This window comes from Enterobacter sp. D2 (genome assembly GCF_034427575.1).
GTDB lineage: Bacteria > Pseudomonadota > Gammaproteobacteria > Enterobacterales > Enterobacteriaceae > Enterobacter > Enterobacter cloacae_M.
In genome coordinates, this window is sequence record NZ_JAXQPP010000001.1 from 977105 (window position 1) to 990960 (window position 13856).

At 59.8% G+C, this 13856-nt stretch carries 13 protein-coding genes; 7 read left to right on the forward strand and 6 right to left on the reverse strand.

Annotated features, from left to right (window positions below; all coding sequences use genetic code 11):
• Positions 1 to 20 precede the first annotated feature (20 nt).
• The 5 genes from SPG90_RS04740 to xthA are packed head-to-tail and all read right to left on the reverse strand — an operon-like array spanning position 21 to position 4815.
• On the reverse strand, positions 21 to 641 hold the full coding sequence (locus tag SPG90_RS04740; RefSeq protein WP_047174043.1) for an ATP-binding cassette domain-containing protein: 621 nt from the start codon (positions 639 to 641) through the stop codon (positions 21 to 23).
• Complete coding sequence (locus SPG90_RS04745; RefSeq protein WP_047174044.1) at positions 641 to 2170, reverse strand: thiamine ABC transporter permease; 1530 nt, start codon at positions 2168 to 2170, stop codon at positions 641 to 643. The genes SPG90_RS04740 and SPG90_RS04745 overlap by 1 nt, the downstream gene beginning before the upstream one ends.
• Positions 2143 to 3303 (reverse strand): ABC transporter substrate-binding protein, encoded by a 1161-nt coding sequence (locus SPG90_RS04750; RefSeq protein ID WP_416208402.1) that lies wholly within the window; start codon positions 3301 to 3303, stop codon positions 2143 to 2145. The genes SPG90_RS04745 and SPG90_RS04750 overlap by 28 nt, the downstream gene beginning before the upstream one ends.
• A gap of 15 nt (positions 3304 to 3318) precedes the next feature.
• On the reverse strand, positions 3319 to 4002 hold the full coding sequence (locus SPG90_RS04755; RefSeq protein WP_126303163.1) for a TVP38/TMEM64 family protein: 684 nt from the start codon (positions 4000 to 4002) through the stop codon (positions 3319 to 3321).
• Between the two features lie 6 nt (positions 4003 to 4008).
• The gene (gene xthA, locus SPG90_RS04760) at positions 4009 to 4815 is read right to left on the reverse strand and encodes an exodeoxyribonuclease III (protein WP_045401521.1); all 807 of its coding nucleotides are present in this window, start codon (positions 4813 to 4815) and stop codon (positions 4009 to 4011) included.
• 433 nt (positions 4816 to 5248) lie between these two features.
• Here xthA and SPG90_RS04765 point away from each other — a divergent pair, with 433 nt between their 5' ends.
• The 7 genes from SPG90_RS04765 to ves all read left to right on the forward strand — a co-directional run bounded on the left by SPG90_RS04765 (position 5249) and on the right by ves (position 12959).
• Positions 5249 to 6469, forward strand: coding sequence for an aspartate aminotransferase family protein (locus SPG90_RS04765; protein WP_126303164.1), 1221 nt, complete (start codon positions 5249 to 5251; stop codon positions 6467 to 6469).
• The gene (gene astA, locus SPG90_RS04770) at positions 6466 to 7500 is read left to right on the forward strand and encodes an arginine N-succinyltransferase (protein ID WP_045401518.1); all 1035 of its coding nucleotides are present in this window, start codon (positions 6466 to 6468) and stop codon (positions 7498 to 7500) included. The genes SPG90_RS04765 and astA overlap by 4 nt, the downstream gene beginning before the upstream one ends.
• Positions 7497 to 8984 (forward strand): succinylglutamate-semialdehyde dehydrogenase, encoded by a 1488-nt coding sequence (gene astD, locus SPG90_RS04775; RefSeq protein ID WP_126303165.1) that lies wholly within the window; start codon positions 7497 to 7499, stop codon positions 8982 to 8984. Before astA ends, astD begins: the two co-directional genes overlap by 4 nt.
• Positions 8971 to 10296, forward strand: coding sequence for an N-succinylarginine dihydrolase (astB, locus tag SPG90_RS04780; protein WP_045353676.1), 1326 nt, complete (start codon positions 8971 to 8973; stop codon positions 10294 to 10296). Before astD ends, astB begins: the two co-directional genes overlap by 14 nt.
• 10 nt (positions 10297 to 10306) lie before the next feature.
• On the forward strand, positions 10307 to 11272 hold the full coding sequence (gene astE, locus SPG90_RS04785) for a succinylglutamate desuccinylase (RefSeq protein ID WP_045401509.1): 966 nt from the start codon (positions 10307 to 10309) through the stop codon (positions 11270 to 11272).
• A gap of 337 nt (positions 11273 to 11609) precedes the next feature.
• Positions 11610 to 12104, forward strand: coding sequence for an ATP-independent periplasmic protein-refolding chaperone Spy (gene spy / locus SPG90_RS04790; protein WP_023311279.1), 495 nt, complete (start codon positions 11610 to 11612; stop codon positions 12102 to 12104).
• Positions 12105 to 12401: 297 nt separating this feature from the next.
• The gene (gene ves / locus SPG90_RS04795; RefSeq protein WP_023311280.1) at positions 12402 to 12959 is read left to right on the forward strand and encodes an environmental stress-induced protein Ves; all 558 of its coding nucleotides are present in this window, start codon (positions 12402 to 12404) and stop codon (positions 12957 to 12959) included.
• Here the strand turns inward: ves and cho are convergent.
• Entirely contained in the window at positions 12937 to 13815 is an 879-nt protein-coding gene (cho, locus tag SPG90_RS04800; RefSeq protein WP_023311281.1) for an excinuclease Cho, read from the reverse strand. The genes ves and cho overlap by 23 nt on opposite strands.
• Between the last annotated feature and the right edge of the window lie 41 nt (positions 13816 to 13856).

Consider the following 13856-nt stretch of genomic DNA (forward strand, 5'->3'; position numbering starts at 1 on the left):
GAAAACATTGCGTTAGCACATTATTGCCAGCGAGAAATGTCAATCAGCTCGCCGCCGGGCGGAATATCGTCCTCATCGTGCGTGACCAGCACCACCGGGATATTGCGCGCGCGGACGGCGTCAAAAACCCATGTCCGAAACGTCGTGCGCAGCGTTTTATCGAGGCGGCTGAACGGTTCGTCCAGCAGCAGCGCCTGCGGCTCTGCGAGCAGGGCCCGCAGCAGGCTGACCCGGGCACGCTCCCCGCCGGAGAGGGTGGCCGGATCGCTGGCGTAATGACCGCTCAGCCCGGCGGAATCCAGCGCCTGCTCGACCGCTTCCCGACGCGCTCTCCCGACGATCCGCGCAGGCAAGGCCAGCAGCAAATTTTGCCCGACGCTGAACTGTTCAAACAGCAGCGCATCCTGAAAGAGAATGCCCAGCCCGCGGGCTTCAACGGGAAGGCCGTCGCAGCGACGCGCGTCGAGCCACAGTTCGCCCCGCGCCTGGAAATCGTCTGACAGCGCGCCGACCATCCACGCAAAAAGGGTCGATTTGCCGCTGCCGGACGGCCCCATCAGGGTAACGATCTCCCCGCGAGGAACGCAAAAATTGACCTCGCGGAAAAGCGGTTCGATGGTGAGATCTTTAACCTTCAGCATTAACGTAATCCTTGACGGTAGCGGCCCGCGAGCCGGGATAACAGGGCGGCAAGACCGAACACCGTGCCCGTGACCAGCAGTAATCCCAGCGCCCGGTTAGCGAGGGTCGGGATGCTGCCCCCGCTGCTGAGCGCGACGGTTTCGGTGGTCAGCGTGGCGAAGCGCCCCGCGCCAAGCCAGAGCGTCGGCATGTATTGCGCCATGCTGACGGAAAAACCAATAGCAAAGGCCAGCAGAGCCGGGCGCACCAGCAGGGGGCATTTCAGCAGTAAGAATATTTTCGCCCGTCGCCAGCCGAGCGTTCTGGCGGTAAGAATAAGCCTGGGATCGATCCGCCGCCAGGCGGGCTGCAGAACCAGCAGCATCCACGGCAACACCCACAGCAGATGGCTCCAGAGCACGGCGGCATAGCGCCCGTCGAGCCCCAGACGCAATGCAATAAAGTATTGCCCGGTGACGAGCGGCAGCGCCGGAAGGGCGAGCGGTGACCACACCCACGCTGCGCCGCGCTGCGGTCCCCATTCCAGCCAGAGAAAAATGACGATGAGGGCGATCAGGCTCGACAGCAGGCCGAAGGAGAGGCTGGTCCCCACGGAACCCACGTCGCCCCCTTGCGCCAGCATCAGCAGTACCGCAGCGCACAGGATGCCGCACGCGGGCAGTAACCCGCTGAGTGCCCGCTCAGGCAGGACGCGCTGAGACCTTCGGCGCGTCCCCGCGAGTTCCGGAATTGTGCGACGCCATACCCTCCAGAGGACGTATCCGAGGGCGGCAAGCGCGACCAGCAGCAGAAGGAGAAGCAGGCACAACAGCGTTCCTTTTGCCTGCTGCTGCGCGTCGCCCTGGCTTAGCCACTGCCAGGCCAGCACGGCCAGGGTGGGCGGGTTGCCGGGCCCGAGAACGATCGCCACGTCCACGATCGAGAGCGACCATGCCAGCACCGCCAGCATCACCGCGCCGAGGACAGGCGCGATCGCCGGGAGGATCAGCCAGCTGAGCGTCTGATAACGCCCGTAGCCAAAGGTCTGCAGGACGATCTTCTGCTGCGCGAGCCGTTGTTCCGGCAGTACGGCGTAAATGGCCCACAGCACGAACGCGCTCTCTTTGACCGCGAGCGTCAGGCCCAGCCCGACGCCGTAGCGGTCAAACGGAGCCGTACAGAAGGTACAGAGCTGATAAAACAGACCGCCCTCGGCAAACAGCAGTAACGCGCTGGTGGCGAACGCCACATGGGGGATCGCCAATAGCCAGGGCAGCCGGGTCGTGAGGCGCCGCCAGCGTTGACCTGGCCACAAAAGGCAGACGAAGAAAAGGGCAATCAGCAACGCCCCCAGCGTGGCGATGAGCGTTGAGACCAGCGTGGCGACGGTCGCCTGCGGTAGCTGCGGATCGTTCAGCAGCCGCTGCCAGTTTGTCGCAGAAAGCGCCGGTGCGAACAGCATCACGCCGGCGGGCAGGATCGGCAGATAAATCACCGCCATCGCCAGCCAGACAAGCCCGCTCAGCGGGTGCCGTAACGACGCAGCCATTCCTGCTCCAGCGCGTTCACCCAGGCGGACTGCGGCTCTGCAAGCACCTGCGGCAGCCCCTGAGGCGTATGGGCCAGCAGCTGTTTCGCTTCCTCTTCGGGCAGCGTTTTCGCATCCAGGACGCTCGGGTCTCCCCAGATGGCCGGGTCGGCCTTGCGGATTTGCGCCTGCGGTGACAGCAGGAAATTAGCGACCACCTTTGCGCCCGCGCTCGCGCCGGCATTGGCCGGGATAGCCACAAAATGGATGTTGCCGAGCATCCCGCTCTGGAAACCAAAGCTGTAGCTGTCGGCGGGCAGTTCGCCGCTCGCCACTTTCTGCTGCGCATGCGCCGGGTTAAAGGTCAGCGACAGGTTCAGACTGCCGCTGGCAAGCAGGGCATCCATTCGGGCTGGCGAGAGAGGGAAATCTTTTCCTTCGCGCCACAGCAGCGGGTGCAGCTTATCGAGGTAAGCCCAGAGCGGCGCCGTAACCTCAGCAAACGTTGCATCGGGCGCTTTTTGTAAAGCCTCAGGGCGATCGGTGAGCGTCAGCAGCAGCTGCTCAAGAAATGCCGTGCCGGTAAAATCGGGTGGGCGGGGATAGCTGATCTTACCCGGGTGCTGCTGCGCGTAGGCCTGCAGCGCCTGCGGATCCACCTGCGGCGTCGGCATGCTGGCTTTGCGGGCGATAAAGGTTAGCTGCGCGCCGCCCCACGGGGATTCCGCCCCGTCGGTTGGAATCGCAAAATCTTCCATGACGGGTTTACGGGTATCGACATAGCGCCAGTTTGGCAACGTCTGCGCCCATCCGGTTTGCAGCAGGTTCGCCTCTTTTAACGTGCGGAAATTTTCGCCGTTGACCCACAGCAGGTCAACCGAGCCGTTGGCCTTACGCCCCGCGGCGGCTTCCGTCTGGATCCGTTTTACCGCATCGGCGGCGTCCTCCAGCGGGACAATTTTTAGGGTAATGGCGTAGTGCGTTTGCATCTCACCGCTGACCCACTCAAGGTAGCGGTTGACCGCCGGATCGCCGCCCCAGGCGTTAAACCAGACGGTCTGGCCTTTGGCCTGCTGTTGGATAGCGTGCCAGCTTTCGGCGGCACAGAGGGGGGCTGCCAGCAGCAGACCGGTCAGGAACGCGCAAAAACGCACACGGCGCATAATGCCTCACTTTTTAACAGACGGGAGATAACGGGAAAACAGCCGGCGCGTCGCCAGCGGCAATAACCCCAGTAGTGTAAAGGCGATTAGCATGCCCGGCGACAAAATATCGCGCAGCGACGCCACTTTCCCCAGCTCGCGTCCGGCGTTTAGAAAGACCACCGTCGCGGGCAGCATGGCGACCTGGCTGACCCACCAGTAGCGATATACGCCAATGCGGGTCAGCCCCATCAGCAAATTCACCAGGAAAAACGGGAACAGCGGCATCAGGCGCAGGGCAAAAAGATAGCCCGCGCCGTCATGCGCCATACCGGTGTTCACCGTTTTCATCTGCTGAGCAAACCGCCGCTGGACCCATTCGCGCAGCAGATAACGGCTGGCGAGCATCGCAAGCGTCGCCCCGAGCGTGGAGGCAAACGAGACCAGAAGGGTGCCTTCCCACAGGGGAAATAACGCTCCGCCCAGCAGGGTGAGGATAGCCGCACCGGGGATCGACAGGGCGGAGACCGCCACGTAGAGGGCAAAAAAGATCAGCGCGCTTCGCAGCGGCGCGTGGTCAACATGGGAGATGAGTGCCTGCTGGTGGGTTTTAATCCCGTCCAGGGAGAGTGTGCCTGGGGGAAGTATGACAAACGTCAGAATAAATGCGCCCAGAAGGGCGCACAGGAAAGCGAGTTTTCGAATGTTCACGCGTCATTACAGCTTGAATTTAGCCCACACCGGCGCGTGGTCAGACGGTTTTTCCATGCTGCGGATCTCGTAGTCGATCCCGGTTTCGATGCAGCGCTCTGCCAGCGGCGAACTGGCGAGCAGCAGGTCGATACGCAGGCCGCGGTTGTCGTCAAAGCCTTTTGAGCGGTAGTCAAACCACGAGAAGCGATCCTGCGTGTCCGGGTTGGCGGTACGGAAGGTATCCACCAGCCCCCAGTCCAGCAGGCGCTGCATCCACTCGCGCTCTTCCGGCAGGAAGGAGCATTTGCCGGTACGCAGCCAGCGTTTGCGGCTGTCTTCACCGATGCCAATATCCAGATCGGTCGGGCTGATATTCACATCACCCATGATCAGCACCGGATTGTCTTTGTTCAGTTCGGTGGTCAGATAGTCCTGCAGATCCTGATAAAACTTGGCTTTAGCCGGGAATTTGGTCGGATGGTCGCGGCTCTCGCCCTGGGGAAAGTAACCATTAATCACGGTGATGTTCCCCAGCGGGGAAGGCAGTTCCGCCATGATGATGCGGCGCTGTGCTTCTTCGTCATCGCCGGGAAACCCGCGGCGGACTGAAACTGGCGTCTCTTTGGTCAACAGCGCAACGCCGTAATGGCCTTTCTGCCCATGATAGAAGACGTTGTAGCCGAGCTTAGCCACCTCTTCGAGGGGGAACATGTCGTCGTGAACCTTGGTCTCCTGCAGACCGATCACATCTGGCTGATGTTGTTCAACGATAGCTTCAAGCTGATGAGGGCGGGCGCGCAGGCCGTTGATATTAAAAGAGACAAATTTCATAGTCGCTGCCAGTGCAAGGTGAATAGTGCATGGATGGTAGCAGAATTTGCGTCAACTGTTACCGGGTTCGGCCAATAACTGCGACAGATAATGCCGGTGGTGCAATATTTGCACCATTCTGACGCGCATCGCCCTCAAACAGGGCGTAAATGACCGATAAATTTCGCGAGCGATCACAATTCCAGAATTATATTTGGCCTGTGCATACTCTTTCTGATTTTCATGCGGCAAAGCGCCGCTTGTCGTAAAAATATTCACTTTTTATGCACTAAAAGTGAATAACTCCATATTGTAACTTATTGATATTCTGTTACCTCAACCCGTTTATGCAATTTTATCGCTGGCTGGCACGAAGGCTGCAATCTACATTCACAGTGCAAACACTCAATTATTTAACATTCAAATAACTTTTTATTTACCGGATGAGGTCGCTATGTCTCTGTCAATTACGCGTGAAAATTTCGATGAATGGATGATGCCGGTTTACGCTCCGGCGGCTTTTATTCCGGTTCGTGGGGAAGGCTCGCGCCTGTGGGATCAGCAGGGTAAAGAGTATATCGACTTTGCAGGTGGGATTGCGGTCAACGCGCTGGGGCATGCGCACCCTGCGCTGCGTCAGGCGCTGAATGACCAGGCGGCGAAGTTCTGGCATACCGGCAACGGCTTTACCAACGAGCCCGCGCTGCGCCTGGCCAAAAAACTGATCGACGCGACGTTTGCCGAAAAGGTCTTTTTCTGTAACTCGGGGGCGGAAGCCAACGAAGCGGCACTGAAGCTGGCGCGCAAATATGCGCACGATAAATTTGGTGCCCACAAGAGCGGCATCGTGGCGTTTAAAAACGCCTTCCACGGGCGCACGCTCTTTACCGTCAGCGCGGGCGGCCAGCCTTCCTACTCGCAGGATTTTGCCCCGCTGCCGCCGGATATTCGCCACGGTATCTATAACGATCTGCAGTCCGCCAGCGAGCTGATTAACGACACCACCTGCGCGGTGATCGTCGAGCCGATGCAGGGCGAGGGCGGCGTGCTTCCGGCGCAAAAAGCCTTCCTGCAGGGGCTGCGCGAGCTGTGCGATCGCCACAACGCGGTCCTGATTTTCGACGAAGTCCAGACCGGCGTGGGCCGCACCGGCGAGCTGTATGCCTATATGCACTACGGCGTGACGCCGGACGTGCTTTCGACCGCCAAAGCGCTCGGCGGCGGCTTCCCGATTGGCGCGACGCTGACCACCAATAAATTCGCCAGCGTGATGACCGTGGGCACCCATGGCACCACCTACGGCGGCAACCCGCTGGCCACCGCCGTTGCCGGGCAGGTTCTCGACATCATTAACACGCCTGAGGTGCTGAAAGGCGTTAAGCAGCGTCACGACTGGTTTGTCGAGCGCCTGAATGCCATCAACGGCAAAACGGGGCTGTTTAAAGAAATTCGCGGCCTGGGGCTGTTAATCGGCTGCGAGCTCACCGCCGAGTTTGCCGGAAAAGCTAAACTTATTTCACAGGAAGCGGCAAAAGTGGGCGTGATGGTGCTGATTGCCGGTGCCAACGTGGTGCGTTTTGCGCCCGCGCTGATCGTCAGCGAGGAAGAGGTGCAAAACGGTCTGGACCGTTTTGCGCTGGCGTGTGAAAAAGTGAAATCCGGGGTGTCATCATGATGGTCATCCGTCCCGTTGAGCGCGGCGATCTCGCCGGGCTCATTCAGCTTGCCGGTAAGACGGGAGGCGGGCTGACCTCGCTTCCTGCCGATGAAAAAACGCTGTCGGCGCGCATTGAGCGCGCCCTGCAAACCTGGCAGGGGACGTTGCCAAAAAGCGAACAGGGGTATGTGTTCGTGCTGGAAGACACCGACACGGGGACCGTGGCCGGGATCTGCGCCATTGAAGTGGCCGTCGGGCTTAACGACCCGTGGTACAACTACCGCGTCGGCACCATGGTTCACGCCTCGAAAGAGCTGAACGTTTATAACGCGCTGCCCACGCTGTTTCTCTGCAATGACCACACGGGCGCCAGCGAGCTGTGCACGCTGTTCCTCGACCCGGCGTGGCGCAAAGAGGGCAACGGCTATCTGCTCTCCAAATCGCGCTTTATGTTTATGGCCGCCTTCCGCGATCGCTTTAACGAAAAAGTGGTTGCTGAGATGCGCGGCGTGATCGACGACACCGGCTACTCGCCGTTCTGGGAGAGCCTGGGCGAGCGCTTCTTCTCGATGGAGTTCAGCCGGGCGGACTATCTCTGCGGCACCGGCCAGAAAGCCTTTATCGCCGAACTGATGCCGAAGCATCCTATCTATACCCATTTCCTCAGTCCGGAAGCGCAGGCGGTGATTGGCGAAGTCCATCCGCAGACCGCGCCTGCCCGCGCGGTGCTGGAGAAAGAGGGGTTCCGCTACCGGAACTATGTCGACATCTTTGACGGCGGCCCAACGCTTGAGTGCGATATCGATCGCGTGCGTGCGATCCGTAAAAGCCGTCTGGTTGAGGTCTCTGAAGGTCAGCCCGCGCCGGGTGACTGGCCCGCCTGTCTGGTGTCGAATGAAAATTACGCCAACTTCCGCGCCATGCTGGTGCGTACCAACCCGAAATGTGAACGTCTGGTGCTGACGGCTGCAGAACTGGATGCCCTGAAATGTAACGCCGGCGATACGGTTCGCCTGGTGCGTCTCTGCCCTGAGGAGAAAACAGCATGACATTATGGATTAACGGTGACTGGGTCACGGGCGAAGGCGAAGAGCGTGTAAAGAGCAATCCGGTTGGAAAAGAGGTGCTCTGGAAGGGGCATGACGCCAGCGCCGCGCAGGTAGAACAAGCCTGCCAGGCCGCGCGCCGCGCCTTTCCGGCGTGGGCAAAACAGCCTTTCGCCGTGCGCCAGGAAATTGTTGAAAAGTTTGCCGGGCTGCTGGAGGCAAACAAGGCCGAACTGACGCGCATCATCGCGTCTGAAACCAGTAAACCTCGCTGGGAAGCGACAACCGAAGTGACGGCGATGATCAACAAAATCGCCATTTCGGTGAAGGCGTACCACACCCGCACCGGCGAACAGCACACCGACATGCCGGATGGCGCGGCCACGCTGCGTCACCGTCCGCACGGCGTGCTGGCAGTGTTTGGCCCGTATAACTTCCCGGGACACCTGCCGAATGGCCATATTGTGCCTGCGCTGCTGGCGGGCAATACCGTCATCTTCAAACCGAGCGAGCTCACGCCACTCACCGGCGAGGCGGTGGTCAAACTCTGGGAACAGGCCGGCCTGCCGCCGGGCGTGCTGAACCTGGTGCAGGGCGGGCGGGAAACCGGTCAGGCGCTGAGCGCGCTGAGCGATATCGACGGTCTGCTGTTTACCGGCAGCGCCGGTACGGGCTATCAGCTGCACCGCCAGCTGGCAGGGCAGCCGGAGAAAATCCTGGCGCTGGAGATGGGCGGCAACAACCCGCTGATTGTGGAAGACCCTGATGATATCGACGCCGCGGTGCACCTGACGATTCAGTCCGCCTTTATTACCGCCGGACAGCGCTGTACCTGCTCCCGCCGCCTGCTGGTGAAGCGGGGCGCACAGGGGGATGCCTTCCTGAAACGTCTGGTTGAAGTGAGCGCGCGTCTGGTGCCTGCCGCATGGGATGCCGACCCGCAGCCGTTTATCGGCGGGCTGATTTCCGAACAGGCCGCGCTGAACGTGCTTAAGGCCTGGCAGGACCACGTCGCGCGCGGCGCGAAAACCCTGCTGGAGCCGAAGCCGGTTCAGCCGGGTACCTCGCTGCTGACGCCGGGCATTGTAGAGATGAGCGGCGCAAGCAACGTGCCGGATGAAGAGGTCTTTGGCCCGCTGCTGTGCGTCTGGCGTTACGACGATTTCGATGCGGCCATTGCGATGGCGAACAACACCCGCTACGGCCTGTCGAGCGGTCTGATTTCACCGCATCGCGAGAAGTTTGAACAACTGCTGCTGGAAGCGCGCGCCGGGATTGTGAACTGGAATAAACCGCTGACCGGGGCCGCGAGCACCGCGCCGTTCGGTGGTGTAGGCGCGTCGGGCAACCATCGCGCCAGCGCGTGGTATGCCGCCGATTACTGCGCGTGGCCGATGGCGAGCCTGGAAACCCCGGCGCTGACGCTGCCGGAGACGCTTAATCCGGGGCTGGATTTTACCGGAGGGGATCGTCATGAAAGCGCGTGAGGTTAACTTTGACGGGCTGGTGGGGCTGACGCACCACTATGCCGGTCTCTCTTTTGGTAATGAAGCCTCGACGAAGCACCGTTTTCAGGTCTCCAACCCGAAGCTGGCGGCGAAGCAGGGGCTGCTGAAGATGAAGGCGCTGGCGGATGCCGGTTTCCCGCAGGCGGTGATCCCGCCGCAGGAACGCCCGAACGTGGCTGTCCTTCGTCAGCTCGGCTTTAGCGGTACCGATGAGCAGGTCGTCGAAAAAGCGGGTACGCAGACGCCGCACCTGCTCTCCGCGGCAAGCTCCGCCTCCTCTATGTGGGTGGCAAACGCCGCGACCGTCGCGCCGTCAGCCGACACGCTGGATGGCAAAGTTCATCTGGCGGTGGCGAACCTGAACAATAAATTCCACCGCGCCACAGAAGCGGAAACCACCGAGCGTGTGCTGCGCGCCATTTTCAACCATGACGCCCATTTTGAGGTGCATCAGGCTCTGCCGCAGGTGGCGATGTTTGGCGACGAAGGCGCGGCCAACCATAACCGCCTGGGAGGCGACTATGGCGACCCGGGCCTGCAGCTGTTTATCTACGGGCGAGAAGAGGGGGGCCACGCCGCGCCAACCCGTTATCCTGCTCGTCAGACGCTGGCGGCCAGCCAGGCGGTTGCTCGCCTGAACCAGGTCAATCCTTCCCAGGTGGTTTTTGCCCAGCAAAACCCGCATGTGATTGACCAGGGCGTGTTCCATAACGACGTGATTGCCGTTTCTAACCGCCAGGTGCTGTTCTGCCACGAGCAGGCGTTTGCCCATCAGGAGAAGCTGCTCGCCACGCTGCATGAGCGCGTGCGCGGCTTCACGCCAATCCAGGTGCCAACGGAGGCGGTGAGCGTGCAGGACGCGGTTGAAACCTATCTGTTCAACAGCCAGCTGCTGAGCCGTGACGATGGCAGCATGATGCTGGTCCTGCCGCAGGAATCACGGGATCACAAAGGCGTGTGGCGCTACCTGACGGAGCTGGTGAAGGCCGATAACCCGATTGACGAACTGCGCGTGTTTGACCTGCGCGAAAGCATGGCCAACGGCGGCGGGCCAGCCTGTTTACGTCTGCGCGTGGTCTTGACTCAGGACGAAATGCAGGCGGTGAACCCCGCGGTCATGATGAACGATACGCTCTTTACGCGGCTGAATGACTGGGTCGATCGCTACTATCGCGATCGTCTGACGCAGGCGGATCTGGTTGACCCGCAGCTTCTGCGTGAAGGACGCGAGGCGCTGGACGCGTTATCGACAATCCTGCAGCTGGGATCGGTTTACCCGTTCCAGCGCTAAAGGAGTGGATATGGAAAATTTACTGGCGCTGACCCTGGCCGATGAGACGCCGGAACAGAAAGAGGGGGACGGCCCCTCATTTCGCTGGCGGTGGCTGGGGCGCGGGGTGCTTGAGCTGACGCCGACCGTAAAAAGCGATCTCTCGCTGCTGCTTTCAACGGGTATCCACGGGAATGAAACCGCGCCCGTTGAGATTGTTGATCTGCTGCTGCGTGCGCTGTATCGCAATGAGATCGAACTAAAGTGCCGCGTGCTGGTGGTGCTCGGCAATCCCCCTGCGCTGGCGCAAAACAAACGGTATCTGGTGAGCGACATTAACCGCATGTTCGGCGGCCGCTGGTCGCAGTTTCCGCAGAGCGATGAAACGGCGCGGGCAGAGTGGCTGGAGAACGTCGTGACCGCGTTTTTTGCCGCCGCGGGGCCGGCGCGCTGGCATCTGGATCTGCACACGGCAATCCGCGCGTCTTACCACGTACGCTTCGGCGTTCTGCCGCAGCGCAGTCAGCCGTGGGATGAAGCGTTCCTGAGCTGGCTAGGTGACGCCGGGCTGGAGGCGCTGGTATTTCATCAGTCGCCGGGCGGAACCTTTACCCATTTCACCTGTGAACGTTTCGCTGCGCTGGCCTGCACGCTGGAGCTGGGAAAAGCGCTACCGTTCGGCCAGAACGATCTGACCCGCTTTGCGCCTACGCATCTCGCCCTTCGGGCGCTGCTGGGAGGAACGGCTCCCGAGCACGCGCATGAGCCCGTTGAGCGGTATCGGGTCGTACAGCAGATCACGCGCCGCAGCGATGCTTTCCAGCTCCACATGGCCGCGCACACCCTGAACTTCACCCCGTTCCGCAAAGGGGCGCTGCTGGCAGAGGATGGCGAGGAACGTTACGAGGTGCAGAACACCACCGAGTATGTCTTGTTCCCTAACCCCACCGTCGCGTTTGGCCTGCGGGCCGGGCTGATGCTGGAAAAAATATCCTGAACCTCTCCCCTCTCATCATCCGGGAGGGGGGGTAAAAAACTTTTCTTAACGATTAAAGCGCTTGCGCTTATTTTGCAGAATATTCCTGGTGAATTGCTTTATTATTGATCTGCACTTCGCTATACTTTTGCTAAATCTCTTTAAAATCATCGAATTGAACATTTTTTGTTGCAACTCTCCACGCTTTATCCTTATTTCCTCCACATTTGGCGAAAATTTGTTTTTTACACTTTCATTGTTTTACCGTTGCTCTGACTAATTGACGATAAACCCCGTAAAGTTAATCTCGTCAACACGGCATAGCGCCGAAGAATAACTGAAAGAAAGGAAATAAATTATGCGTAAGTTTACTGCACTGTTTGTTGCTTCTACCCTGGCTCTGGGCGCTACCAGCATGGCGTTCGCCGCAGATACTGCGACCACTACGACTGCCGCGCCTGCTGAAGGCAAAATGATGATGCATCATAAAGGTCCGGGTATGCACAACGAGATGATGATGTTTAAGGATCTCAACCTGACGGATGCGCAGAAGCAGCAGATCCGCGACATCAGAAAAGGTGAACGCGACCAGATGAAACGTCCTCCGCTTGAAGAGCGCCGTGCGATGCATGACATCATCGCCAGCGACAGCTTCGATAAGGCGAAAGCCGAAGCGCAGATCGACAAAATGGCCGAGCAGCACAAAGCCCGCATGCTGGCTCACATGGAAACCCAGAACAAGATCTACAACATTCTGACCCCGGAACAGAAAAAACAATTTAATGCGAATTTTGAGAAGCGTCTGACAGAACGTCCGGCGATGGAAGGTAAAATGCCAGCACCAACCGAATAATCGGTTCACACTCTTAAGACCGCCGGGATCCTGTCCACAAAAGCGCAACCGCTGTGGACAGGACCGGCGGTTTTTCTTTCCTGCCCTCTTGCCTGCCGCCGCCAGCGCGGTATCCTCCTGTAGTCGCTTCAGAGAATGTTTGCAGAGTCATGGCGTTAGAATTTTTATTAACGTTCCGCTAAGGCCTGCCCGCTCTGCTGCCGATACTGTTTCTGTGAATACCCAACGATAACAAACAAGACAGCAACGATAGCGATATCCTTGCCCTGGCACGGGTTGTGCCATTCAGGAGTGGTGATGGAGTTCTTTGATATCCGTAAGATGCCGGTCAGCCTCTGGCGCAATGGTGCTGGCGAAACGCGTGAGATTTGCTGCTTCCCTCCCGCGACGCGCGATTTTCACTGGCGCGCCAGTATCGCGACGATTGCCAGCAACGGCGAATTCTCCTCGTTTCCCGGTGTTGACCGGGTGATTACCTTGCTGGAAGGGGGAGAGGTGACGCTGGACGCGGGTCAGGCGTTCTCCCATACCCTCAAGCATCATCAGCCCTACAGTTTTGCCGGCGATTTGCCGGTGAAAGCGCTGCTTTCAGATGGGCGGATGGCGATGGACTTTAATATCATGACCCGGCGCGACTGCTGCCGGGCGAAGGTGCGCGTTGCTGACCGAACCTTTACCACCTTTGGCTCACGCGGGGGCGTGGTGTTCGTGCTAAGCGGGGCGTGGCAGCTGGGCGATAAATTGCTGACGGCCGATCAGGGTGCCAGCTGGGAGGAGGGTACCCATACGCTGCGTCTGCTGGAGGCTCAGGGTACCTTATTGTTCAGCGAAATCACGTGGCTGCCGGGTCATTGAGCACAATGATCTCAAACTTTCCTGCCAGGACCGGTTTACAGAGAATTTTGTAGCCATCGTGGTCAAATCCGGCGGGCGTGCGCAGCAGGGTTGCCGCGTCGTTGAGGTCGTCGACAGCGCCCAGCCAGAGCCAGTTATTGACGATGTGATACTGGGTCATGGCCTCGCCCACTTCTTTTAGCGCAACGGCGCTCTCCCAGGGCCAGCAGTTTACGCTGATGGCCGCCAGACCGGTGAGAAGCCGGGCGTGATGCGCCTCAACGCTCTCTTTCCCGCAGCAGGCACCGGCGCAGCGCTTCAGCGCGGATCGAAAACAGGCGCGTCCGCGGGTAGTTGCCTCCAGACCTAAAAGGCTGTAGCAAAGCTGTAAATCGTCCGCCAGCGTCTGCAGCGCCTGGAGCGCGGCGCGTTTATTGGCGAACAGCCCATAGAGATTCGGGGCATGAGAAAAATCGACGTCGCGCGCGTAGACGACCTGCGGCTTGCCATCGTTTATCTGCAGCGAGCAGAGCTGACGGTTGCGGCGCAGGCGCTTATTGAACAACGGCTGTTGTTCTTTGATCAACCGCGCCTCCAGCAGCAGCGCGCCCATTTCTCCCGCCGTCTGGAACCAGGTAATGCGTCGCGACTGGCGCAGCATGGCGGCCTCGTCCGGCGTACGCAGATGGGATAACACCCGGCTGCGAATGTTAACGCTCTTGCCGATATAGAGCGGCAGGGTGTCGCTTTCACCGTGAAAGATGTACACGCCCGGCTGTTTAGGCAGCGCCTCAAGCCAGGGGCGAAGGTGTTCGGGATATTCGTAGATAGCCGCCGCTTCAAACTCAAGACGCGGGGCGGATTGACGCCTGCTCACATACTGCTCCATATACTGTTCAGGTATACAGTGTAGCAGGA

What these genes read in the sequence shown, in the direction of transcription:
- SPG90_RS04740 (WP_047174043.1), bottom strand. Translation starts at nt 641, where the DNA reads ATGCTGAAGGTTAAAGATCTCACCATCGAACCGCTTTTCCGCGAGGTC.
- SPG90_RS04745 (WP_047174044.1), bottom strand. Translation starts at nt 2,170, where the DNA reads ATGGCTGCGTCGTTACGGCACCCGCTGAGCGGGCTTGTCTGGCTGGCG.
- xthA (WP_045401521.1), bottom strand. Translation starts at nt 4,815, where the DNA reads ATGAAATTTGTCTCTTTTAATATCAACGGCCTGCGCGCCCGCCCTCAT.
- SPG90_RS04765 (WP_126303164.1), top strand. Translation starts at nt 5,249, where the DNA reads ATGTCTCTGTCAATTACGCGTGAAAATTTCGATGAATGGATGATGCCG.
- astA (WP_045401518.1), top strand. Translation starts at nt 6,466, where the DNA reads ATGATGGTCATCCGTCCCGTTGAGCGCGGCGATCTCGCCGGGCTCATT.
- astD (WP_126303165.1), top strand. Translation starts at nt 7,497, where the DNA reads ATGACATTATGGATTAACGGTGACTGGGTCACGGGCGAAGGCGAAGAG.
- astB (WP_045353676.1), top strand. Translation starts at nt 8,971, where the DNA reads ATGAAAGCGCGTGAGGTTAACTTTGACGGGCTGGTGGGGCTGACGCAC.
- astE (WP_045401509.1), top strand. Translation starts at nt 10,307, where the DNA reads ATGGAAAATTTACTGGCGCTGACCCTGGCCGATGAGACGCCGGAACAG.
- spy (WP_023311279.1), top strand. Translation starts at nt 11,610, where the DNA reads ATGCGTAAGTTTACTGCACTGTTTGTTGCTTCTACCCTGGCTCTGGGC.
- ves (WP_023311280.1), top strand. Translation starts at nt 12,402, where the DNA reads ATGGAGTTCTTTGATATCCGTAAGATGCCGGTCAGCCTCTGGCGCAAT.